Source organism: Candidatus Omnitrophota bacterium, assembly GCA_041650805.1.
Taxonomy (GTDB): Bacteria; Omnitrophota; Gorgyraeia; order 2-01-FULL-45-10; family 2-01-FULL-45-10; genus JBAZKM01.
In genome coordinates, this window is sequence record JBAZKM010000004.1 from 72,561 (window position 1) to 94,254 (window position 21,694).

General features: G+C 52.7%; 20 protein-coding genes and 1 tRNA gene. 8 read left to right on the top strand and 13 right to left on the bottom strand.

Going from position 1 to position 21,694, the window contains the following annotated elements; genetic code table 11:
- Positions 1–5 precede the first annotated feature (5 nt).
- The 13 genes from WC515_03820 to dnaA all read right to left on the bottom strand — a co-directional run bounded on the left by WC515_03820 (position 6) and on the right by dnaA (position 15,786).
- Positions 6–1,289 carry a dihydroorotase gene (locus tag WC515_03820; protein MFA5146487.1) on the bottom strand — a complete coding sequence of 428 codons (1,284 nt, stop codon included), beginning with the start codon at positions 1,287–1,289 and terminating at the stop codon, positions 6–8.
- The gene (locus WC515_03825) at positions 1,286–2,227 is read right to left on the bottom strand and encodes an aspartate carbamoyltransferase catalytic subunit (GenBank protein ID MFA5146488.1); all 942 of its coding nucleotides are present in this window, start codon (positions 2,225–2,227) and stop codon (positions 1,286–1,288) included. Before WC515_03825 ends, WC515_03820 begins: the two co-directional genes overlap by 4 nt.
- A complete protein-coding gene (gene pyrR, locus WC515_03830) occupies positions 2,227–2,772 on the bottom strand; it encodes a bifunctional pyr operon transcriptional regulator/uracil phosphoribosyltransferase PyrR (protein ID MFA5146489.1) in 546 nt (181 codons plus the stop codon). The genes WC515_03825 and pyrR overlap by 1 nt, the downstream gene beginning before the upstream one ends.
- A 198-nt stretch (positions 2,773–2,970) precedes the next feature.
- Positions 2,971–3,633 carry a 16S rRNA (cytidine(1402)-2'-O)-methyltransferase gene (gene rsmI / locus WC515_03835; GenBank protein ID MFA5146490.1) on the bottom strand — a complete coding sequence of 221 codons (663 nt, stop codon included), beginning with the start codon at positions 3,631–3,633 and terminating at the stop codon, positions 2,971–2,973.
- 79 nt (positions 3,634–3,712) lie between these two features.
- A complete protein-coding gene (gene glmS / locus WC515_03840) occupies positions 3,713–5,572 on the bottom strand; it encodes a glutamine--fructose-6-phosphate transaminase (isomerizing) (GenBank protein ID MFA5146491.1) in 1,860 nt (619 codons plus the stop codon).
- A 30-nt stretch (positions 5,573–5,602) separates the two neighbouring features.
- Complete coding sequence (locus WC515_03845; protein MFA5146492.1) at positions 5,603–6,586, bottom strand: GDP-mannose 4,6-dehydratase; 984 nt, start codon at positions 6,584–6,586, stop codon at positions 5,603–5,605.
- A complete protein-coding gene (locus WC515_03850) occupies positions 6,583–7,524 on the bottom strand; it encodes a tetratricopeptide repeat protein (protein MFA5146493.1) in 942 nt (313 codons plus the stop codon). Before WC515_03850 ends, WC515_03845 begins: the two co-directional genes overlap by 4 nt.
- A 45-nt stretch (positions 7,525–7,569) precedes the next feature.
- Positions 7,570–7,647: transfer RNA gene (locus WC515_03855), tRNA-Glu, on the bottom strand.
- A 62-nt stretch (positions 7,648–7,709) separates the two neighbouring features.
- Entirely contained in the window at positions 7,710–10,184 is a 2,475-nt protein-coding gene (gene gyrA / locus WC515_03860; protein ID MFA5146494.1) for a DNA gyrase subunit A, read from the bottom strand.
- A gap of 113 nt (positions 10,185–10,297) precedes the next feature.
- Positions 10,298–12,808 carry a DNA topoisomerase (ATP-hydrolyzing) subunit B gene (gene gyrB, locus WC515_03865; protein ID MFA5146495.1) on the bottom strand — a complete coding sequence of 837 codons (2,511 nt, stop codon included), beginning with the start codon at positions 12,806–12,808 and terminating at the stop codon, positions 10,298–10,300.
- Between the two features lie 23 nt (positions 12,809–12,831).
- Positions 12,832–13,134, bottom strand: a complete 303-nt coding sequence (locus tag WC515_03870) for a DciA family protein (GenBank protein MFA5146496.1) — start codon at positions 13,132–13,134, stop codon at positions 12,832–12,834.
- A gap of 10 nt (positions 13,135–13,144) precedes the next feature.
- Positions 13,145–14,242, bottom strand: coding sequence for a DNA polymerase III subunit beta (gene dnaN, locus WC515_03875; GenBank protein ID MFA5146497.1), 1,098 nt, complete (start codon positions 14,240–14,242; stop codon positions 13,145–13,147).
- 167 nt (positions 14,243–14,409) lie between these two features.
- The gene (gene dnaA / locus WC515_03880) at positions 14,410–15,786 is read right to left on the bottom strand and encodes a chromosomal replication initiator protein DnaA (GenBank protein MFA5146498.1); all 1,377 of its coding nucleotides are present in this window, start codon (positions 15,784–15,786) and stop codon (positions 14,410–14,412) included.
- 255 nt (positions 15,787–16,041) lie between these two features.
- On the opposite strand from dnaA, the gene rpmH reads away from it, so the two are divergent.
- The 8 genes from rpmH to WC515_03920 all read left to right on the top strand — a co-directional run bounded on the left by rpmH (position 16,042) and on the right by WC515_03920 (position 21,692).
- On the top strand, positions 16,042–16,179 hold the full coding sequence (gene rpmH / locus WC515_03885) for a 50S ribosomal protein L34 (GenBank protein ID MFA5146499.1): 138 nt from the start codon (positions 16,042–16,044) through the stop codon (positions 16,177–16,179).
- A complete protein-coding gene (rnpA, locus tag WC515_03890; protein MFA5146500.1) occupies positions 16,176–16,535 on the top strand; it encodes a ribonuclease P protein component in 360 nt (119 codons plus the stop codon). The genes rpmH and rnpA overlap by 4 nt, the downstream gene beginning before the upstream one ends.
- Positions 16,532–16,741, top strand: coding sequence for a membrane protein insertion efficiency factor YidD (gene yidD / locus WC515_03895; GenBank protein ID MFA5146501.1), 210 nt, complete (start codon positions 16,532–16,534; stop codon positions 16,739–16,741). Before rnpA ends, yidD begins: the two co-directional genes overlap by 4 nt.
- Positions 16,742–16,757: 16 nt before the next feature.
- Complete coding sequence (gene yidC, locus WC515_03900; protein MFA5146502.1) at positions 16,758–18,365, top strand: membrane protein insertase YidC; 1,608 nt, start codon at positions 16,758–16,760, stop codon at positions 18,363–18,365.
- Between the two features lie 80 nt (positions 18,366–18,445).
- Positions 18,446–19,294 carry an AAA family ATPase gene (locus WC515_03905; GenBank protein ID MFA5146503.1) on the top strand — a complete coding sequence of 283 codons (849 nt, stop codon included), beginning with the start codon at positions 18,446–18,448 and terminating at the stop codon, positions 19,292–19,294.
- Entirely contained in the window at positions 19,291–20,151 is an 861-nt protein-coding gene (locus WC515_03910; GenBank protein ID MFA5146504.1) for a ParB/RepB/Spo0J family partition protein, read from the top strand. Before WC515_03905 ends, WC515_03910 begins: the two co-directional genes overlap by 4 nt.
- Before the next feature lie 63 nt (positions 20,152–20,214).
- Positions 20,215–20,712, top strand: a complete 498-nt coding sequence (locus WC515_03915; protein MFA5146505.1) for a nucleoside-diphosphate kinase — start codon at positions 20,215–20,217, stop codon at positions 20,710–20,712.
- Positions 20,713–20,813: 101 nt separating this feature from the next.
- Positions 20,814–21,692, top strand: coding sequence for a YicC/YloC family endoribonuclease (locus WC515_03920; protein ID MFA5146506.1), 879 nt, complete (start codon positions 20,814–20,816; stop codon positions 21,690–21,692).
- The last annotated feature ends 2 nt before the right edge of the window (positions 21,693–21,694 follow it).

Here is a 21,694-nt window from a genome sequence, read left to right on the forward strand (position 1 = left end):
TCGTCTCATATCTTCCCGTCTTTCACGGCAGGCCGGCCGCCGGCAAAGACGTGCGTGACCTGTGACCTCAATCTCCAGCCGATGAAAGGAGAATTTTTCGATCTTGATTCTATCGAATCTCTGGCATAGACGTATTCCCCGGCGGGGTCGATCACTACCACATCTGCCGGGCTTCCCTTTTCCAGCGTCCCTGCCGTAAGGCCGAGAAGCTTCGCCGGGTTGAGCGACATCTTCTCGATAAGCCCCGGCCACGAGATGATGCCTTTATCCACAAGCTCCATCACAGAAATGCTGAGAGCGGTCTCAAGGCCGATTATGCCGAACGGCGCGAAGTCGAACTCGACGTCCTTCTCGCTATCCGTGTGAGGGGCATGGTCCGTCGCGATCACGTCGATCGTGCCGTCGCCCAGGCCTCTCTTCACCGCCTCGACATCGTCTCCGGTCCTTAAGGGAGGGTTCATCTTCGTATTGGTATCATACGTGACGCAGCACCCGTCTGTCAGCGCAAAATAATGCGGGGCCGTCTCTGCGCTCACCTTCAGGCCCTCCTTCTTCGCCTTCCTTATAAGCTCTACGGACTCCTTACAGCTGACGTGGGCTATATGCAGTGGGGACGATGCCCTGCCGGCCAGTTCGAGGTCCCTCTTCACCCTCTCGTATTCGGCCCTGCGCGGTATCCCCTTAAGCCCCATCTTCGTAGATATGAAACCTTCGTTCACGACACCTTTGCCCGATATCTTCCTGTCTTCGCAGTGCACTATCACAAGGACCGAGTTCTTGCCGGCGTCCTTTAGCGCTTCCAGCATGAGGGCCCCGTCATCGACGGACGAGCCGTCGTCCGATATCGCAACTATCCCTTCTTTCTTCATGCCGCCTATATCGGCTAATTCCTTCCCCGCCCTCTTTAAGGTTATCGCGCCGACCATAACGACCCTTGCCATGGCGTCTCTCTTTATGGCAGCCGAGAGCTCCTTCACCGCTTCAGGGCTGTCTATGGCCGGGTCGGTATTGGGCATGCATGCGACGGCCGTAAAACCGCCGCGCAGGGCTGCGCGGGTCCCCGTCAGGATCGTCTCCTCGTCCTCCCTGCCGGGCTCCCTCAGGTGTACGTGCATGTCGACAAACCCGGGTGCTACTATCCTGCCGGAGGCGTCTATGACCTCGCCCCCGTTTATTTTCAAACCCTTCCCGACGGCTTCGATCTTTCCGCCGGAGATGACTATATCAGAAACGGCGTCTATCTTATTCTTAGGGTCGATGACCCGGCCGCTCTTTATCAGATATTTCATGATACCTCTTTTGCCGTAGCGACAAGGTAAAGGACCGCCATCCTCACCGCTATGCCGTTCGTGACCTGTTCCAGTATCACGGAATTGGCCCCGTCGGCCACCTCGCTCGACATCTCTACCCCGCGGTTTATGGGGCCGGGGTGCATGACGACGATATCCTTCTTGCACTTTTTGAGCCTCTCTACGGTGAGGCCGTACTGTTTGAAATATTCCAGCTTCGACGGGAAGGCGAGCGCTTCATCCCGCTCGAACTGCATCCTGAGGACGTTGACGGCATCGGCGCATTTGAGCGCGTCGTCTATATCGTGCGTCACCCGCACCCCCATCTTATCTATGCCGGGCGGTATGAGCATCTCCGGGGCGCATACGGTGACGCGGGCGCCCAGTTTCGTCAGACCCCATATATTTGACCTGGCGACCCGGGAGTGGGAGATGTCGCCCACTATGCTCACGTTGAGGCCTTCGATCCTGCCCAGTTTCGACTTCAGGGTGAACATATCGAGAAGCGCCTGGGTAGGATGCTCGTGCCATCCGTCGCCGGCGTTCACCACGCTCGACTTCACCGCGCGCGAGAGGATGTTGGGGGCGCCGGAACAGTTATGCCTGACCACTATTATATCTATCCTTAGGGCTTCTATATTCCTGCCCGTGTCTATGAGCGTCTCGCCCTTCCTCACGCTCGACGATTCCACCTCTATATTTATGACGTCGGCCGAAAGCCGCTTTGCGGCGAGCTCGAAACTTGTGCGCGTCCTAGTCGACGGTTCATAGAAGAGGTTGACGACGGTCTTGCCGCGTAGCGCCGGCACCTTCTTTATCTGGCGCGTCGTGACCTCCTTGAAGCTCCCGGCGGTATAAAGTATATGCTCTATCTCTTCCCTCGACAGCTCTTCGAGCCCCAGGAGGTCCTTCCTTGTCCAGACCATCTTTTTTTCCATTATACCTTCTCGCATACGACCGCCTCATCGATCCCGTCCGTCTCCGACAACCGGACCTCGACGACTTCTTTGGGCGACGTGGGCACGTTCTTGCCCACATAGTCCGCCCGTATCGGGAGCTCCCGGTGGCCCCTGTCGATCAGGACGGCGAGCTGTATCTGCCCGGGCCTCCCGAAATCTATGAGGGCATCGAGCGCGCACCGGACCGTCCTGCCCGTATAGAGGACGTCGTCCACCAGTATCAGCCGCTTCCCTTCGATGTCGAACGGTATCTCCGTGGCATGCACGACCGGCTGCTCCGAGGCCTGGGTGAGGTCATCCCTGTAGAGCGTGATGTCGAGGGCCCCTACCGGGGGCCTCTTCCCGGTGATCGCCTTTATGCTATCGGCAAGCCGTACGGCAAGGTGCGCCCCGCGGTTCTTGATCCCCACTATGGCGACATCTTCCAGCGGCCTGGCCTTCTCCACTATCTCGTGGGCGACCCTTTCAAGCGTCTTCGCCATAGAACCCTTGTCCAGTATCTTCGACTTCTCTTTAAGCGTCATCTATCCACCCCATAGGCATAAAAAAACCCGCCTCTCTCTTCGACAGGTGGGTCATATATTTCCATCTTTTTGCTCCTTTCCCGGCCTCTCAGGACCGGATTTAAAAGGGCCTATTTCGCCTGAAAACAATATTATGCTACCATAACATACGGGCATTGTCAACTACTTTTTCCCTGCGCGCGGGCTCATGAAGGCATGTCAGATGATGACCACGAACTCTCCCTTTGGCTCTTTTGACCCAAAGTGTTCTATTGCGGCGCTCACTTTACCCCTGATAAGTTCTTCGAATTTCTTGGTCAACTCCCTGGCCAGCACTATCTCGACATCGCCGTAGACCTCGAGTATATCGGCCAGGAGCCTGGCGATCCTGTGCGGCGACTCGTAGAGGATGACGGTCCTCCCTTCGCTCTGTAATCTGGCCAGCTGGTTCTTCCTCTTTATGGGTTTATTTGACAGGAACCCTTCGAACGTGAACGCGTTGGTCGGTTTACCCGATATCGTAAGGGCCGCCACAAGGCCTGAAGGGCCGGGTATGGGCACGACCGGGATATTCTCCCCTATAGCCAGTCGTATTATGCTGTAACCGGGGTCCGAAATGCCGGGCGTGCCGGCATCAGAGACGAGGGCGACGGACTTCCCCTCTTTCAATAACCCTATGATATAGTCGGCCTTCCGCACCTTATTGTATTCGAAGTAGCTCGTGGTGGGGGTCTTTATCTGGTACCTCTCCAGCAATATCCTGGTGTGGCGGGTGTCTTCGGCGGCTATCATGTAGACCGACTTCAACGTCTCGATCGCCCGGAGCGTGATATCCCCGAGATTACCGATAGGAGTAGCGACGATGTATAACGTACCGGGCATAGTTAGTTAGGGGTTTGGGGTTAGGAGCTTGGAGTGTTGGGAATTCTTCTCCCAACCCCATACTCCTAACTCCCGACTATCATTCAACCGTCACCGATTTCGCCAGGTTCCGGGGCTGGTCGATATCGTATCCGAACTCTTTGGCGACGTAATACGCCAGAAGCTGCAAAGGTATGACCACGAGAAGCGGGGAGAAGAGCTCATCTATCCTGGGGACCTCTATCAGGTAATTTATCTTGTGATGGAGTATCTCTTTGTCCCCCTCCGTAGCTATGGCTATGACTATCCCGCCGCGCGCCTTTATCTCCTGTATGTTGGAGAGCATCTTATCATAGGTCTTCGACCGGACCGCGATACAGACGACCCATGGGTTTTCATCTATGAGCGCTATCGGGCCGTGCTTCATCTCTCCGGCGGGGTAACCCTCGGCGCTTATATAGGATATCTCTTTCAGTTTCAGCGCCCCTTCGAGCGCGTTTGGATAGTTTATGTTCCTCGCCAGGTACAGGAAACATGACTTATTCTGTTTCTCTATATAATACCGCTTGAATTCTTCCGCATAAGCCGCGATCGTATGATAATCCGACTTATACTCGAGGAGTATCTCTTCCATGAGACCGGGCGCTTTCCTGAACTCCCTGAGCAGGGACTTGTGCCTTGAAGGGGGGATCGTCTTCCGCAGCCGTGCCAGATAGAGAGTGACGAGATACAGGATGGCCAGCTGCGCCGTATACGCCTTTGTGGATGCGACCGCTATCTCCGGCCCGGCGTGCGTGTATATGACCCCGTCCGATTCGCGCGCGATCGAGCTCCCCACCACATTGCATATAGCAAGAGTCTTCGCGCCTCTTTCCCTGGCCCTCCTCTGGGCCGCAAGGGTATCGGCCGTCTCGCCCGACTGCGATATTATGATGACGAGCGTATCCTTGTCGACCACAGGATATTTGTACCGGAATTCGCTCGAGGTATCGACCATGCACGGTATCCCCAGGCACTCTTCGAGCATATATTTGCCCGTCAGGCCGGCATGATAGGCGGTGCCGCAGGCGACTATGGCGATGCTCTTCAGGCGCTTCAGGTCCCATTCTTTTATTTTGAGCTCGTCAAATGAGACCTCATCTTTTTTAACGCGTTCCCCTATGATCTTTTCGAGAATATCGCCCTGTTCGAATATCTCCTTCAGCATGAAATGGCGGTAACCCGCCTTCTCCGCCTGGCTGATGTCCCATGTGACCTTTGAGGGCTTTTTATAAACAACGTTGCCTGCCGAGTCCTTTACGATGACCTTTTCCTTCGTAGCGATAGCTATCTGATGATTTTCCAGATATATGACATCTTTCGTATAATCGAGAAGGGCCGTCGGGTCGCTTGCGAGGAAATTCTCGTTTTGGCCTACGCCTACGATAAGGGGGGAGTCGCGGCGGGCCCCTACCAGCCTCCCGGGCTCGCCCTTGTGGATGACGGCGACGGCGTACGAACCGGTGAGTATCTTCACGACCTTCCTCACCGTTTCTTCAAGGTCCCCTTTATAGAACTTTTCGATGAGGTGCGATATGACCTCGGTGTCGGTATCCGAGGTGAATTTATGCCCTTCTCTCAGGAGCGACTTCTTGAGCTCCATGTAATTTTCTATGATGCCGTTGTGGACGACCGCGATATTTCCTTTGCAGTCGAGATGGGGGTGGGCATTCGTCTCATTAGGTATACCGTGCGTCGCCCAGCGGGTGTGGCCGATCCCGAAAGTCCCGCCTATGGGCCGGGCGGTGAGGTCCTCTGCCAGGACCCTCAATTTCCCCTGCTTTTTATTGACGTAGATATCGCCGTCCTTAAAGATGGCGACGCCGGCCGAGTCGTACCCCCTGTATTCAAGGCGGGACAACCCTTTCATCAACACGTCCTGGGCCTTTCTCTCTCCTACGTACCCCACTATCCCGCACATGATCTCGCGCCTCCTCCTGCCTGTATATGCCTATGCGGCCCTGGCGGCCGCCTTCTTATTGATCTGAGTGCGCCAGTAATTCAGGATATCCTCTAGCGTCTTTTCGAACGGTATCTCCGGGCGCCACCCGGTCCTCTTCACGAACTTGGTGTTGTCACCCACGAGGATAGGGACGTCGCTCGGACGCATCCTGTCGGGGTCTCTCTTTACGGAGAAGCCCTTTTTGGAAAACCTCTTCAGTATACCCAGCACCTGCTGTATGGTATACCCCCTGCCTGAGCATATGTTATATACTTCGCCCGGCTCCCCCTTTTCAAGAGCAAGCCAGTACCCGCGCACTATATCGCGGACATCGCTGAAATCCCTTACGGCCGAAAGGTTCCCGACGCTGATCTCCGGCCTTTGCAGGCCCGCCTCTATCTTCGCTATCTGATACGCAAAATTGGAGGAGACGAAGACCTCTCCGCGCCTGGGCCCGGTATGGTTAAAGGCGCGTGTCCGCACTATCTTCAGGCCGTAACTCTTATGGTACTGGTACCCGAGAAGGTCCTGGCCGACCTTGGAGACGGCATACGGGGAAAGCGGGTGGAGAAGCGTCTTTTCGTTTATGGGTATCTCTTCTTTCCTGACCTCACCGTACTCTTCGCTCGACCCGGCTATCTGGATGAGCGGGTCTATCTTCAGTTGCCGCACCGCCTCAAATATATTAAGCTCCCCTATTATATTGGTGTCTATCGTCTCGCTCGGCGCGTTCCAGGAAGTCGGGACGAAGCTCTGGGCCGCCAGGTGGAATATCATATTTGGTCTTATCTCGCCTATGATCTCGCGCACGCTGGAAAAATCTTTGACATCGCATTCTTTGATGGTGACCCTGTCCTTGAGGAACTCGATATTGTCCATCTTTGAACGCCACCTCTTTATGCCGAATATCTGCACGTCCTTCCTGCCGAGCAGGAACTCGGCCAGGTGGCTCCCGGCAAATCCCGTGATACCGGTTATGAGACAGCGTGTCATTCTACGACCTTCACCTTTTCTGTCTTATCGGGGGATGAATAGTACCCTATCAGGTACTGTACGGCGCTGAAGTCCTTGTCGGAAAAGAGGGCGGCGTTGCCGCGCATCCGCTCTTCGAGCTTCTTCATGGCGTCCACATAGTAGGTATCCGCTATCCTGATCTTCGCCTGGGCCCTTTCGAACTCGCCGGCATAGCTCCCGCTCATGGAATACCCCTGGACCTGCAGGTCGATCGCTTCCTGCCGCTGCTGTATGGCGGTCGAGAAGATATCTATCATCTCGAGAGGCGGTTTGATGGCCGTCCTGTCATCGAGCTCTTCCAGGAGCTTTGAGCACTTGTCGAAATACTCCTTGGCCAGGTATATCTCGTAGTTCACGTCGTACCGTATCGTGGCGCCGCCTTCGTTCTTCACCGCGCCGGTGGCTGAAGCGCCGTTCAGGAACGCGTTGTTCCCGTTCGAATATTCCTTGGATAAGAGATAGATGAAGTCGATCGCGAGGCGGTAAAAATTGTACTCCGTCTTCGCCGCGTCTATGTTAAGGAGGTTGTTCTGGGCTTCGGCGAAATTCTTGTTCAGCTGCAGCGCCTGTTGGAACGCCTTCTTGGCGTTCTCAAAGAGCCCCTCTTTCTCGAAGATGAGGCCGAGCATATTGTGGGCCTCCGGCTCCCTGGGGTCGGCATCTATGGCCTTCCTTATCATCTCTTCCGCATTCTGGAAATCTTTCTTCTTATAATAGGCCGCGCCGAGACCGTAAGAGGCATCGAAATTATCCGGCTCCATGACAAGCGCCTTCTTGAACTCCTTGATCGCGTCGTTGAGCTTGCCCTTCCCCAGATACCCCTCCCCTGAGGCGACCAGGTCCCCCGCGGTCTTCGTCCCTTCTTTCCATTTGGTGCATCCGGTCATTAAATATGCCGCGCAGAAAAAGAGAATCATCGCGAAAATCAATCCTTTAGGCGTTCTCATGTTTTTCTCCTTAACTGGCGTCCCCACCCGGATTTGAACCGGGGTCATCAGAATGAAAATCTGATGTCCTAGACCAGGCTAGACGATGGGGACGCTTTCAAACAATTTCAAATTACCAATGTCAAATTAATTGGATATTTGTAATTTGTCATTGGTCATTTACTTTTCGCTGTTTCCTTCTCTCCCGAGGCGGCGACCTCTTCCTCGTCCTCCGGCACTATCTTCGCTATGCAGGAGACCTTATCGGCGGTTTCGACCTTCATGAGCCGCACCCCCTGGGTCGAGCGCCCCGTAGTGCGTATGTCCTTGATGGGGCAGCGCACTATCATGCCTTTTTCCGTTATCAGCATGAGCTCGTCCTTGTCGGATACGGCCTCCAGGCCTACCGCTTCGCCGTTCTTCCCGGTGACCTTTATATTTATGATCCCCTTCCCTCCGCGGGATTGTATACGGTACTCTTTAAAGTGCGTCCTCTTGCCAAACCCCTGCTGGGTGACGGTGAGCGCCGTCTGGTCCTGCCGGACGACCTTCATGGCGATGATGGAATCTTTTTTACCGAGCGTTATGCCCTTTACCCCCTTGGCGGCCCTGCCCATGTCCCTGACCTGGGACTCCTTGAACCTGATGGCCTTGCCAAGGCGCGTCGCGAGGAGTATGTCCTCTTCGTTGCCGGTCAGCTCGACCGCTATGAGCTCATCGTCCTTCTCAAGCCCTATGCCGATGATCCCGCCTTTTCTGGGATGCGAGTAGGCCGTGAGGGACGTCTTCTTTATGACGCCGTTCTTCGTGGCCATGATCAGGAACCTGCCCTCCTTGAACTCACGCACCGGGACGAAAGCGCTTATCTTTTCGCCGGCCGAAAGCGAGAGAAGGTTTATGATCGCTTTCCCTTTTGAGGCCCTGCCCGCCTCCGGTATCTCGTGCACCTTGAGCCAGTGCACGATACCTTTATCGGTGAAGAAGAGAAGGTAATCGTGCGTGGAGGCGACGAACAGATGTTCTACGAAGTCCTCCTCCTTCATGTCGGCGCCCGTCACGCCCTTGCCCCCGCGCCGTTGTTTCCTGTAACTCGACACCGGGAGGCGCTTGATGTAACCCGCGTGGCTTATAGTTATGACGACGTCCTCTTCGGCGATGAGGTCCTCTATCTCGAGCTCCTCGAACTCCGCCGTCACTTCGGTGCGCCGGTCGTCGCCGAACGTCTCGGCCATGACCTTCATCTCGTCCTTTATTATCTCGAGGACCTTCTTCTCGCTGGCCAGGATCGATTTGAATAGCTCTATCTTCTTTATGAGGTCGAGGTACTCCTTTTCTATCTTATCCCGCTCGAGATGCGTCAGGCGCTGGAGCTGCATCTCGAGGATCGCCTGGGCCTGCCTGTCCGAGAAGTCGAACTTCTTCATCAACTCCTCTTTGGCGACCTGGGGGTTCTCCGAAGCGCGTATCGTCTTTATGACCCTGTCGAGGTCCTTGAGGGCTATCTTGAACCCTTCGAGTATATGCGCCCTGTCCTGGGCCTTTTCGAGGTCGAACCTGGTCCTGCGGACGACGATCTCTTTCCTGTGCTTTATGAATTCCGCGAGCATCTCTTTAAGATTGAGGACCCGCGGCCTCCCGTCCACAAGGGCGAGCATTATGACGCCGAACGTCTCCTGCATCTGCGTGTGCTTATAGAGCTGGTTCAGGATTATGTTGGCATTCTCGCCGCGCCGGAGTTCTATGACGATCCTCATGCCGTCCTTGTCCGACTCGTCCCTCAGGTCTGTTATGCCCTCCACCTTCTTCGCCTGTATGAGGTCCGCTATCGACTCTATCAGGTTCGACTTATTGACCATGTAGGGGATCTCTTTTATGATGATGGCCTCTTTGCCGTTCTTCTGTTCCTCGATGAACGCCCTGGCGTGTATGCGGATGAGCCCCCGCCCTTTCGTGTATGCGTTCTTTATGCCCTCGGTGCCGCGTATTATGCCGCCCGTCGGGAAGTCCGGTCCCTTGACCTTCTTCAGGAGGTCTTTCGGCTCGCAGTCGGGGTTGTCTATGACAAAGATGACCGCGTCCGCCACTTCACGCAGGTTGTGCGGCGGGATGTTCGTCGCCATGCCCACGGCGATGCCGCTCGAACCGTTCACCAGCAGGTTCGGAAGGCATGCCGGCAGGACGGACGGCTCCTGGAGCGAGCCGTCGAAATTCGGCGTGAAATCTACCGTGTTCTTCTCTATATCCAGCAGCATGAGGTCGGATATCTTCGCAAGACGCGCCTCTGTGTACCTCATGGCCGCGGCCGAGTCCCCGTCTATCGAGCCGAAGTTGCCCTGCCCGTCGACGAGCGGGTACCGCATCGAGAAGTCCTGCGCCATCCTGACCAGCGTATCGTAGACCGCCACGTCGCCGTGGGGGTGGAACTTACCGAGCACCTCTCCGACTATCCTCGCGCACTTCTTGTACGGCTTACTGTGCTCGAGAGAGAGCTCCTTCATCGCATAGAGGATCCTGCGGTGTACCGGCTTCAGCCCGTCTCTCACATCGGGGAGCGCGCGCCCCACTATTACGCTCATCGCGTAATTTATGTAAGAGTCCTTCATCTCCTCTTCGATGTAGACAGGCACTACCTTTTCGTTACGTGCGTACATTTTTCTCCTCGTTATAGAACCGTTGGTCCATAGTCGATAGTCCATGGTCCATAGTAAAAACTTTGGCCGTCGACTGTGGACCGTGGACTGTTGACCCGTTCATTTTTCGTATACTATACGTCCAGCACCTTCACTTCGTGCGCGTGCTTCTCGATGAACTCCCTTCTCGGCTCGACCGCCTCACCCATGAGGACCGTGAACATTGCGTCCGCCTCTACCGCATCCTCAAGCGTCACCTTGAGGAGGGTCCTCTTTTCGGGGTCCATAGTCGTCTCCCAGAGCTGAACCGGGTTCATCTCTCCGAGACCTTTGTATCTCTGTATGGCCATCCCCTCTTTACCCACATCCATGACATACCTGAGGATATCTTTCAGACAATAGAAATTTTTCGTCTCCTTCTCCTGCTTTATGGAATAGAGGGGCCTTCTTGTATCCTTCTCCTTTTTCGACGTGCCTTTCTTCTGGGTCTCCTCCGGGGCCGCCATATCGTAATCTTCTATATCCACGCCAAGCTTCTCGACCTTGTCTATTACCTTCTCTATCTCCCTCGCCTCATAAAACTCTATGTGGTCGAGCCGCGGCTTCTCTGCGGAGTCGGGCCCCTCCTTCTTTACGTAGTCGGCAAGCTCATTGTCGTTATACAGGAAATGATCCTCGTGATCCACTTTTACCATATAAATAGGCAGTTTTTTGGTCTTCTTATGCCTAAAACTGATGTATTTTGAGAATTCTACTCCCCGGCGCTCCACAGCATTTGAAAGTCCCTCCACCTCAATAAGGGCATCTAATATGGCCTTCAGCTGCTTATCGGTAAATACGCGCTTATCCTTCCCCCTGATAAGGGACATCCCTTCAGAGCCCAATTCAAGAAGGAGGTTGTTCAGGTCGTCCTCTGTCTGGATATATTCTTCCCTCTTCCCTCTCTTGATCTTAAAGAGGGGCGGTTGGGCGATATATACATGCTCCTTCTCTATCAGGGCGTGCATCTGCCTGTATAAGAATGTCAGTATGAGCGTCCTTATGTGGGATCCGTCGACATCGGCATCGCACATCAGTATTATCTTGAAATACCTGAGCCGCGCCAGGTCGAACTCCTCGCCTACGCCCGTCCCTATGGCTGTGATTATGGTCCGTATCTCCTCGTTGGAGAGTATCTTGTCTAAGCGCGCCTTCTCCACGTTCAATATCTTGCCTTTTAGCGGCAATATCGCCTGGAACCGCCTGTCGCGCCCCTGCTTCGCGCTGCCTCCGGCCGAATCTCCCTCGACCAGGTATATCTCGCATACGGCCGCATCCGTCTCCTGGCAGTCGGCGAGTTTCCCGGGAAGGGCCGCCCCTTCAAGCGCTCCTTTCCTGCGCGTCAATTCCCGCGCCTTGCGGGCCGCCTCGCGCGCCCGGGAAGCGAGCACCGCCTTCTCTATGATCTTGTTCGCTACGGACGGGTTCTCCTCGAAGAAGCTGCCGAGCGCCTCGTTGACGATCGACTCTATGATACCCTCCACTTCGGAGTTCCCGAGCTTCGTCTTCGTCTGGCCCTCGAACTGCGGGTTCGGGAGCTTTACGCTTATGACAGCCGTGAGCCCCTCCCTCGTATCGTCGCCCGATATGGCGGCATCCGACTCCTTCAGAAGGTTCTTATTCTTGCAATACTGGTTGATGGTCCGCGTAAGGGCCGACTTGAACCCGGTGAGGTGCGAACCGCCTTCTATGGTATTTATGTTATTCGCGAAACTGAATATGTTGTCGCCGTAACCGTCATTATACTGTATGGCGACCTCGCCTATGATCTTGTCTTTCTCCTTCGAGAAGTAGATGACCTTTTTATGAAGGACGCTCTTATTCTTATTCAGGAACTCCACGAACGAAATGACGCCGCCCGAGAACTTGAATTCCACTTCCTTCCCTTTGGCCCGCTCGTCCTTCAGCGTTATCCTGATATTCCTGTTAAGGAAGGCCAGTTCCCTGAGACGGTTCGCCAGCGTGTCGAAACTGTAGACGATCGTATCCCCGAATATCTCCTTGTCGGCCTTGAAGGTCACGGCGGTACCGGTGCTCTTCGCCGTCCCTATGACCTTAAGTTTCGACGCGGTCCTCCCTTTCTCATACGACTGGTGGTAGATCTTGCCGTCGCGCCGCACCTCTACTTCGAGCCACTCCGAGAGGGCGTTCACAACGCTCACGCCTACGCCGTGTAACCCCCCGGCAACCTTGTAGACGCGGTGGTCGAACTTCCCCCCGGCGTGGAGCGTCGTCAGGACGACCTCGACCGCGGGTTTCCCCTGCGTCTTGTGCGTATCGACCGGTATCCCGCGGCCGTCGTCCTTTACGGTAACCGAGTTGTCGACATGGACTACGACATCTATGGCTGTGGCGTAGCCGGCCATCGCTTCGTCGATAGAGTTGTCCACCACCTCATAGACAAGGTGGTGCAGACCCCTCTGGGTCGTGTCGCCTATATACATCGCCGGCCGCTTGCGCACGGCCTCCACCCCCTCCAGCACCTGGATGGTGGTGGCATCGTACCTCTTCGTGGCGATCGCCTTTTCTTTCTCTTTCTCGCTGGCGCCCCTCACTGCCGCTTCGGGCGCTTTCTTCTCTTCCTTCTCTATCTTTTTTTTCTTCATCCCCTTACCTTTTCTTTAAGATACTACACATCCCCTATCCTGAACCTCACGTTCCTTATCTTCTTTTTCTTCAGCTTCACCGAGAGCTTTTTGAGTATATCTTTCTTCTTCAGCGTCAATTCGTACAGCCACCCCGAGTCGTCCACGTTCACCACGAGCTCCGCCCTTCGTATGGCGACGGGCCGCGTGTGGCAGGCGGCCTTCCTGCCGGCCGCCCGGCGCCATGCGGCCCTTATATCCTCCTCCGTGACCGCCTTATCTTTCTTCAGGCCGGCTATTATATTTTCCAGTACGCCGTCCAGCGGCCCCTTAGGAGATCCGGCCATGGCGCATCACTTACGTAAGCTGCATCGGTAATACGACATATACATACTCGGTGCCTATCCTAACGACGCCCGGCTTCTCGGGATCGGCTACCTCAAAATGTATCTCGCCGACATCCGCGTTCTTCAGTATGTCCACGAGATAGTCGGGGTTGAACCCTATGGAGATATCCTTCCCTTTATAATCGACGTCGAGCTCTACGCGCGCCTCCCCAAGATACGGCGCGCTCTTCAACAGGACCATCTTGTCGCGCGCGAGGTCCAGCTTCACCGCCTTCGACTCCGGGTTGGTGAAGAGCGCCACCCTCTTCAGCGCCGATAAAAATTTATCCCTGGAGACGACTATCTTCTCTTTCGTCTCTTTGGGCACAACCTGTTCATAATTGGGGAAATCACCTTCTATCAACCTTGATATGACGCGGGTGGACCCGACCTCGAAGAGCGTCTGGTTATCCCCGAAACTTATCTTCACTTCGCCTTCGTCCGTCAAGACCCTGAGCAACTCATTCACGGTCTTTGTGGGCACTATCATCTTTCTCTCCAGCGCCTTCGGGAACTGCATCTTCTCTTCCACCATCGCGAGCCGTCTCCCGTCGGTGGCAACGAGCCGTATATATGCCGGTTTTATCACGAAGAGTACGCCGTTCAGGACATACCTGGTCTCGTCGCTGCTTATGGCGAATACCGTCATGCCCAGCATCGCTTTTAACTTCTTCTGTTCCAGCATGATGAAGTCCTTGTTTTTAAACTCCGGGAGTTGCGGGAACTCGTCTTTGGGCAGCCCCATTATCTTAAAGGTGTTTTTGTCGCATTCAATGTGGATCATGTTGTTCTTTTTGACCGACACGGATATATCTTCGTTTTCCGGCAGCTCTTTTATGATGTCGGCGAATTTCTTCGCGGGGATCGTTATGTTCCCTTCGATCGCGGGTTTTATCTGGATAGCCGATACTATACCTATATCGAAATCTGTTGCCGTAAATACGATATTTTCGCCGGCTGCTTCAACGAGTATGTTGGTCAATATAGGTGAGCTGCTCTTTGCGTTGATAGCGTTCTGGACGCTTTGTATGCCTTTAAGTAAGATATCTTTTTTTGTGTTGAATTTCATTATCTTTCGTCTCCTGTTAGTTCTACTTATCTTTTATAACAAATAGCAGCAGCACTTAGCAGTAGGGTCTGTTGATAAGTGAGTAAGTCATCAACCCCAATAGGAACAACGGATTGAAACCCGGGAGCATGAGCAATATTATAAATACTTATCAACATGATCAACAATCAACTTTTAATATTTTTAATAAGCTTGTCGGTTATATCCCTTAAACCCTCTTTTGACTTAAGGTCGTTCTCTATCTTTTCACAGGCGTGTATAACGGTCGTGTGGTCCCTGCCCCCGAAGTTCTCACCTATCTCAGGTAAAGAGTAATCGGTCAGTTTGCGCGTGAGGTACATCGCGATCTGGCGCGGGTAAGCGACCGCCTTACTCCTGTTCTTCGCCTTCATGACAGAAAGTTTTATGTCGAAATATTCGCTCACCTTCTTCTGGATGAGCTCGATGGTGATCTTCTTCTCCCCCTCCACTATCATATCTTTCAGCACCTCCCTGGCAAGGTCCAGGGAGACATCCCTTCCTATGAGCTTGGAATAAGCGACTACGCGTATAAGCGCGCCTTCCAGTTCCCTGATATTCGTCTTTATCTTCTCTCCCAGGAAGTAGAAAACGTCGTCGGGGAGCGCGATCGTCTCTTTTTCGGACTTCTTTTTCAGTATGGCGATCCTCGTCTCAAAATCGGGCGGCTGTATATCGGTGACGAGTCCCCACTCGAACCGCGATACGAGCCGGTCCTCGAGGTTCTGGATCTCTTTCGGCGGCCGGTCGCTGGAGACGACGATCTGCTTATGGGCGTCGAAAAGGGCGTTGAACGTGTGGAAGAACTCTTCCTGCGTCGACTCCTTGCCGGCGATGAACTGGATATCGTCTATCAGAAGGATGTCCACGTACCTGTACTTCTCCCGGAATTTCTGGGTGGTCCTGTTCTGGATGGCGCCTATGAGCTGGTTCGTGAACTCCTCGCTCGATATGTAGAGGATCTTCGTCTTGGGGAACTTCTGGACGGCGCTCTGCCCTATGGCGTGCATCAGGTGCGTTTTGCCCAATCCTACACCGCCGTATATGAAGAGCGGGTTGTACGCCTTTGCGGGGGATTCGCAGACGGCCATCGACGCGGCATGGGCGAACCGGTTGCTTGACCCGACGACGAAGCTCTCGAACGTATACTTGGGGTTGAGGCCTATCTCTTTCGGCGAGTCCGGGTTCTGGCGCGCGAACGGCCAGAACGGCTTCTCTTTCTTCGGCTCTTTTTTACGCGCGGGGTCTTCCCGCAGGGCCTCTTCGTCGCCCATCTCCTTGAGAGCGAATTCTACGCCGAGCTCTTTGCCGACGGCCTTTGCTATGCACGAACGTATCACATCCATGTACCGCTCGAGAAGCCAGCTCTTGAAGAACTTATTCGGGACTTCCAAAGTTATCGTGTCGGCGTTTATGGATGAGCACCGTATCGGGCCGAACCAGATATCGAACGTCCGGTCGTTAGCGAGCTCCTTTTTGATCATCTCCCGGGCCTTGACCCATACGGCTCCGCCGTCAATCGCCATAATATAGGACCTTACTTTGAGTTATCCACAACCCAATAACAACTTTTCAACACGAAAAAGGGGTTATCCACAAGTTACAAACAAGCATCGCAGCCGCGACGTTCAGTTATTATAGTAGATTATATAAAGTAGTGCAAGAGAAAAATGAGCCCGCCATTAAATGTATTGACTCAATTATTCTTTATGATATAATTTAGCACACGCAATTTTGCTTTCGGGGGAAGACCGTCAGCTTAAAACAGGAAAGGGATGACCATGAAGTATACGCTAAGGGCGAAATCGAACCTCAGGAGAAAGAGAAAGCACGGGTTCAGGAAGAGGATGAAGGACCGCTGGGGCAGGGCCGTTCTGAAGAGGAGACGACAGAAAGGCCGGCACAAGCTCACCGTATGATCTCCGACGGAGATTTTCCGAAAGAAGAACATCTTTTAAAGACAGGGGATTTCAGGAAGGTCTATAAGAACGGGTCGGCCCACAAGAGGGACCCCCTCTTTTTGTACCGCCTGCCGAACGCCGGGGAGACGATAAGGGTCGGTTTCTCGGTGAGCTCGCGCAGCATAAAACTGGCGACAAGACGGAACAGGATAAAGCGGCTTTTGCGCGAGGCATACCGGTTGAACAAGGCGAAGCTTAAAAAAGGGTTCGATATAGTCATAGTGGTGCGCAGGGATCCGTCCCCCGCATTGGCTTATAAAGATATAGAGAAGAAGTTCCTGGGCGTTGCCGGAGAGGCGGGTATATTGAAGTGAAGAAGATAGCCATTTGCATGCTGAAGTTATATCGTAACTATCTATCACCATTGAAGTTACAATGCTGCAGGTTTTACCCATCCTGTTCGGAATACGCCATCGGGGCCATAGAGAAACACGGCCTTTTATCCGGCGGCCTGAAGAGCATAAAGCGCATCCTGAGGTGCAACCCGTTCTCGCAAGGCGGGTACGATCCTGTCAAATAAGAGAGAGTAATATATCATGGAAAAACGGCTTGTCCTGGCAGTGGCATTATCGATATTGATCATCGTCTCATTCCAGTACTTCTTCGTGAAACCTCCTGTCCGCGCGCCGGATGTAAAGGGTGTGGTGAAGGAAGATACGGCGCCCGTCCGGGCCGTTGTTAAGGAAGCGGCGGAACTGCCCCCATCCTTAGAGGCGCCCTCAAATATCGCTTTCGAAGAGGAAGAGCTTGAGGCAGATGCCGGGAAATATATCCTAACCTTCAGCAACGTCGGCGGTTCAATAAAAAAGATACGCCTGAAAGAGCATAAGAACCCGCATTCCACCGAAATGTTAGATTTGGTTGATCTAACAAATCCAAAGATGTATGTATTCTCTTTCTCCGATTCGACAGGCTCCCTCCCTTTCGACACAATAAAATATAATATCGAGAAGAGCGGTGACGATATAATCGCTTCTGCCAGGATAGGCGATATCGAAGTTGTGAAAAGATATGTATTACATAACTCTAAGCATATCATAGAGTTAGATATAGCAATAAAGAATATATCCGGCTCCTCGAGATCTTTCGGTTACAGAATAATAGGTGGTTCTGGGCTTAAAGAGCCGGATCCACAGGATGTAAGATTTATTGAAGTAAGATCCAAGGTGAACGGCATCATATTAAATTTTAAACATCCGAAGAAGGGGCGTATTACAAACCCCGGCATAGTGAGTTGGACCGCCATCAAGAATAAGTACTTCTGTATCGTGATGAAACCGTTCGGCGCGACGAAAGACCAGTTCTATAGCGAGGCGAAAGACGGTCTATTCAGCACAGGTATAGAATCGCCCTTGATCGAGATCCCATCGGGATCCGTTGTATCTCAGAAATTCATTCTTTATGCGGGGCCAAGCCAGATATCCCTGCTGAAGGAAGTGGGATTCGAATTTGCAGAGAGTGTAGATTATGGATTTTTCGGCGGGATAAGCAGGGCGCTCATAGCTGTGATGCGATTCTTCTATTTCCTTTTACATAGTTGGGGTCTATCCATAATCCTCCTCTCCATATTTTTAAACCTTATACTATCCCCTCTCACATTTAAAAGTTTTAAATCTATGCAGAAGATGCAGGCCCTCCATCCGCAGATGGAGAAATTGAAGGCACAGCATAAAGACAACCCGCAGAAATTGAATAAAGAGATGCTGGAGTTGTATAAAAAATATAAGATAAATCCTTTAAGCGGCTGTCTGCCGATGCTCCTGCAGATGCCGATATTCATCGCCCTGTATAACGCGCTTATACGGTCTATAGAATTACGCGGGAGCACATTCTTATGGATAAGAGATCTCTCTCTGCCGGATGCGGTTAAGATCCCGATCACATTACCGATATTCGGTGACAGCATAAATATTCTGCCGCTCCTGATGGTCGGAGCCATGGTACTTCAACAGAATATGTCTACAAAGCAGATGGGCAGCGCCGTTACCGATGAGCAGAAACAGCAACAGCGGATGATGTTGATAGTTATGCCTATCGTATTCGGGTTCATATTCTATAATATGCCATCCGGGCTCGTGTTATACTGGATAATAAATACGGTATTGACCGTTGTCGAGCAATACGCGATATTTAAGAATATATAAAAGATCGTCAAAAGCTTGACAAAAGACGGTTATTCAGGTATATTTCTAGTAAAACGTTCCCCGTGGAACATTCCATAGACATGGCTAAAGTAATAGCGATATGTAATCAAAAAGGCGGTGTTGGAAAGACGACAACCGCAATAAATCTCGCCACTTGCCTTGCCTTATCAGGTATAAAGATACTGCTCATCGATATAGACCCACAGGGCAACGCTACAAGCGGTTTAGGAATAGACAAGCATACTATAAAGACGAGCGTCTACGACCTCCTGGTGGACGAATCCGACCCAAAATCGGTCATTTTAAAGACCGGCATAGATAACCTTTCCATCATACCGTCAAATTTGAATCTTACAGGCGCAGAGGTTGAGTTGGTTGGCATTATGGGTAGAGAGTATCGGCTCAAAAAGGCTCTTGCCGCAATAAGCCAGGATTACGATTTCATATTGATAGACTGTCCGCCATCGCTCGGTTTATTGACCATAAATGCTTTATCATCAGCATATTCCGTACTTATACCGATACAATGCGAATATTATGCACTTGAAGGGCTGAGTCAACTCTCTAATACTATAAATCTGGTAAGAGAAAACCTGAATCCTTCGCTGCTCATAGAAGGCGTTCTTCTTACGATGGCAGATTTCAGGACTAAGCTTACCAATGAAGTTATAAATGAAGTAAGGAACTTTTTTAAAGAGAAAGTATATAACACTGTGATACCCAGGAATATACGTTTAACAGAAGCGCCCGGTTTTGGGAAACCGATCGCCCTATATGATAAAAATTCGATCGGCGCTCAGAAGTACCAGGATTTCACAAATGAATTTTTAGGAGTAAAGAAAGACGGCTCTGTTACTAGCCAGACAAATTTACATAACGATAGTATTGATAGTAACTTACAAAAAGTTGAGGAAGGAGAAGTTAAATGACTCAAAGCCGAGCTTTAGGTAAAGGGTTGAGCGCACTCATCCCACAAAGGGAAGCGGCAGGTCCGGGTCCCCAGGAACAGGTGATGAACATCCCGATCTCACAGATAAGGACCAGTAAATATCAACCGCGCCTTGAGTTCAACCAGGAGAGGCTGAATGAACTGGTGAGCTCCATACGGGAGAAGGGAGTGGTGCAGCCGGTATTGGTCCGGCGTGTCGATAACGGCTATGAGTTGATCGCCGGAGAGCGGAGGCTGCGGGCCGTAAAGAATCTCGGGATCGCCAACATCCCCGCCATAGTCAGGGAGGTGGGGGAGATCGACATGCTAGAAATGGCGCTCATCGAGAACATACAGCGGGAAGGGCTGAACCCGATGGAGGAGGCCAACGCATTCCAGCGGTTCGCGACCGATTTTAATTTCACCCAGGAGAAGATAGCAAAGGTCCTCGGCAAGGACCGTTCTACCATTGCAAATACGCTTCGCCTTCTCGCCCTCCCGAAAAAGATACAGGAGTACATCTCCAAGAATATCCTGACGGCAGGACATGCGAAGGCGCTCCTTGCCCTCCCGACGGAGAGCGAGCAGCTGCGTGTCGCCACGCTCATAATAAAGAAAGCCCTCTCGGTACGGGAGACGGAACAACTGGTATCCAAAAGGGTCTCCGGCACCAAGAGGAGACAGGCGCTCAAGGACCCCCACATAGGGGAGATCGAATCGCGCCTTCAGCAGGCGCTGGGGACCAGGGTGAAGATATTCCACGGGAAGAAGCGCGGGAGGATACAGATCGAATACTATTCTTACGAGGACCTTAACCGCCTCGTCGATATCTTTGCCCAGAAACCGGGCGCCAACTAATCGGTTGACAGAGAGAGGGTTTTATAGTTAAATAAGCATTCCGCATTCCACGGGGGAGGGTAAATGGACCAACAGACGCTTGTATTGATAAAACCGGACGGTCTTAAGAAATCGCTCACCGGCAATGTCCTGACCAGGTTATCCGAGACGAAGCTCGATATCGTGGCTGCCAAGATAGTCAAAGTATCGCGCGAGCTCGCCGAGCAGCACTATATATCGCTGAAAGATAAGCCGTTCTTCGAAGAGCTTCTGAAATATCTCATGGGGGAGTACCATAAGAAGAAGGTCATGGCGCTCGTATACTGGGGGGAGGATGCGATAAAGAAGGTCAGGACCATCTGCGGCGCGACAAACCCGGAAGAGGCGGATCCCGTCTCCATCAGGGGCGCATACGGCAGGATCACCACGAAGGGTGTCTACGAAAACGTCATACACGCCTCGACGAATGACCAGGAATCGGAGCGCGAGATAAAGTTGTGGTTCCAGCCCGACGAGATCATCCTCGACCTCTACCCGACCAAGACCGTAAAGACATCGGCCCAGCGGAGAGTGTGGGCGTAAAAAGCGGTCCACAGTCGACTGTCCATGGTCGACCGTATAAAGCATTTACTGTGGACCATCGACTATGGACCGTGGACTAACGTAGTTATTACGAGGCGTAAATGATACGATCGATGACAGGGTTCGGGCGGGGCGACGCCAGGGTGAAGAACGGCCAGATCACCATCGAAATAAAGACGGTCAATCATAAATTTTTTGACGCCACGTTAAAGCTGCCCAATAATATCTCCACGTTCGAGGACAAGATAAAAGAGGTGATGCAGAAGAGCGTGGCGCGCGGGAAGATATATATCAACCTCATATATGACGGCGCGCTGGCCAAGGAAGAACGTATAAGCATCAATAAAAGTATCGTTAAAAATTATTACGACGAGCTGAAGCGCCTTAAAAAGCATCTCGGGCTGAAAGACGATATCACCATAAAGGATCTGGCCGCGCTCCCCGGGGTCATAAATTATGAAGTGCGCGAAAAAGGCCTCGGCGAACTCTGGCCGAAGATAAAGAAGGCGCTCGATAAGGCGATCGCGCGGCTCACCGCCGACAGGGAAAAAGAGGGCAGGTCTATTTATAACGATCTCAATGCCAGGGCCGGGAAGATAGAAAAGATGCTGACCGTCATAAAGTCGAGAGCGCACACCGGTCTGGACGAGTACCGTAAAAGATTCGCGGAGCGCGTGAAGGACATCACCGGCGGGCGCGATATAGACAGGGGCCGGCTCGAGATGGAGGTCGCCATATTCGCGAAGAACAGCGATATATCCGAAGAGATCACGCGGCTCAAGAGCCACCTGGTGAATTTTAAGAAGACGATATCCGGGAGCGGCGACGTAGGGAAGAAGCTCGATTTCATAGCGCAGGAACTCCACAGGGAGATCAATACCATCGGTTCCAAGGCGGGCGACTTCAAAATATCGAAGAACGTCATCGAGATAAAGGGCGAGATAGAAAAGATCAGGGAACAGGCAAAGAACGTAGAGTAGAC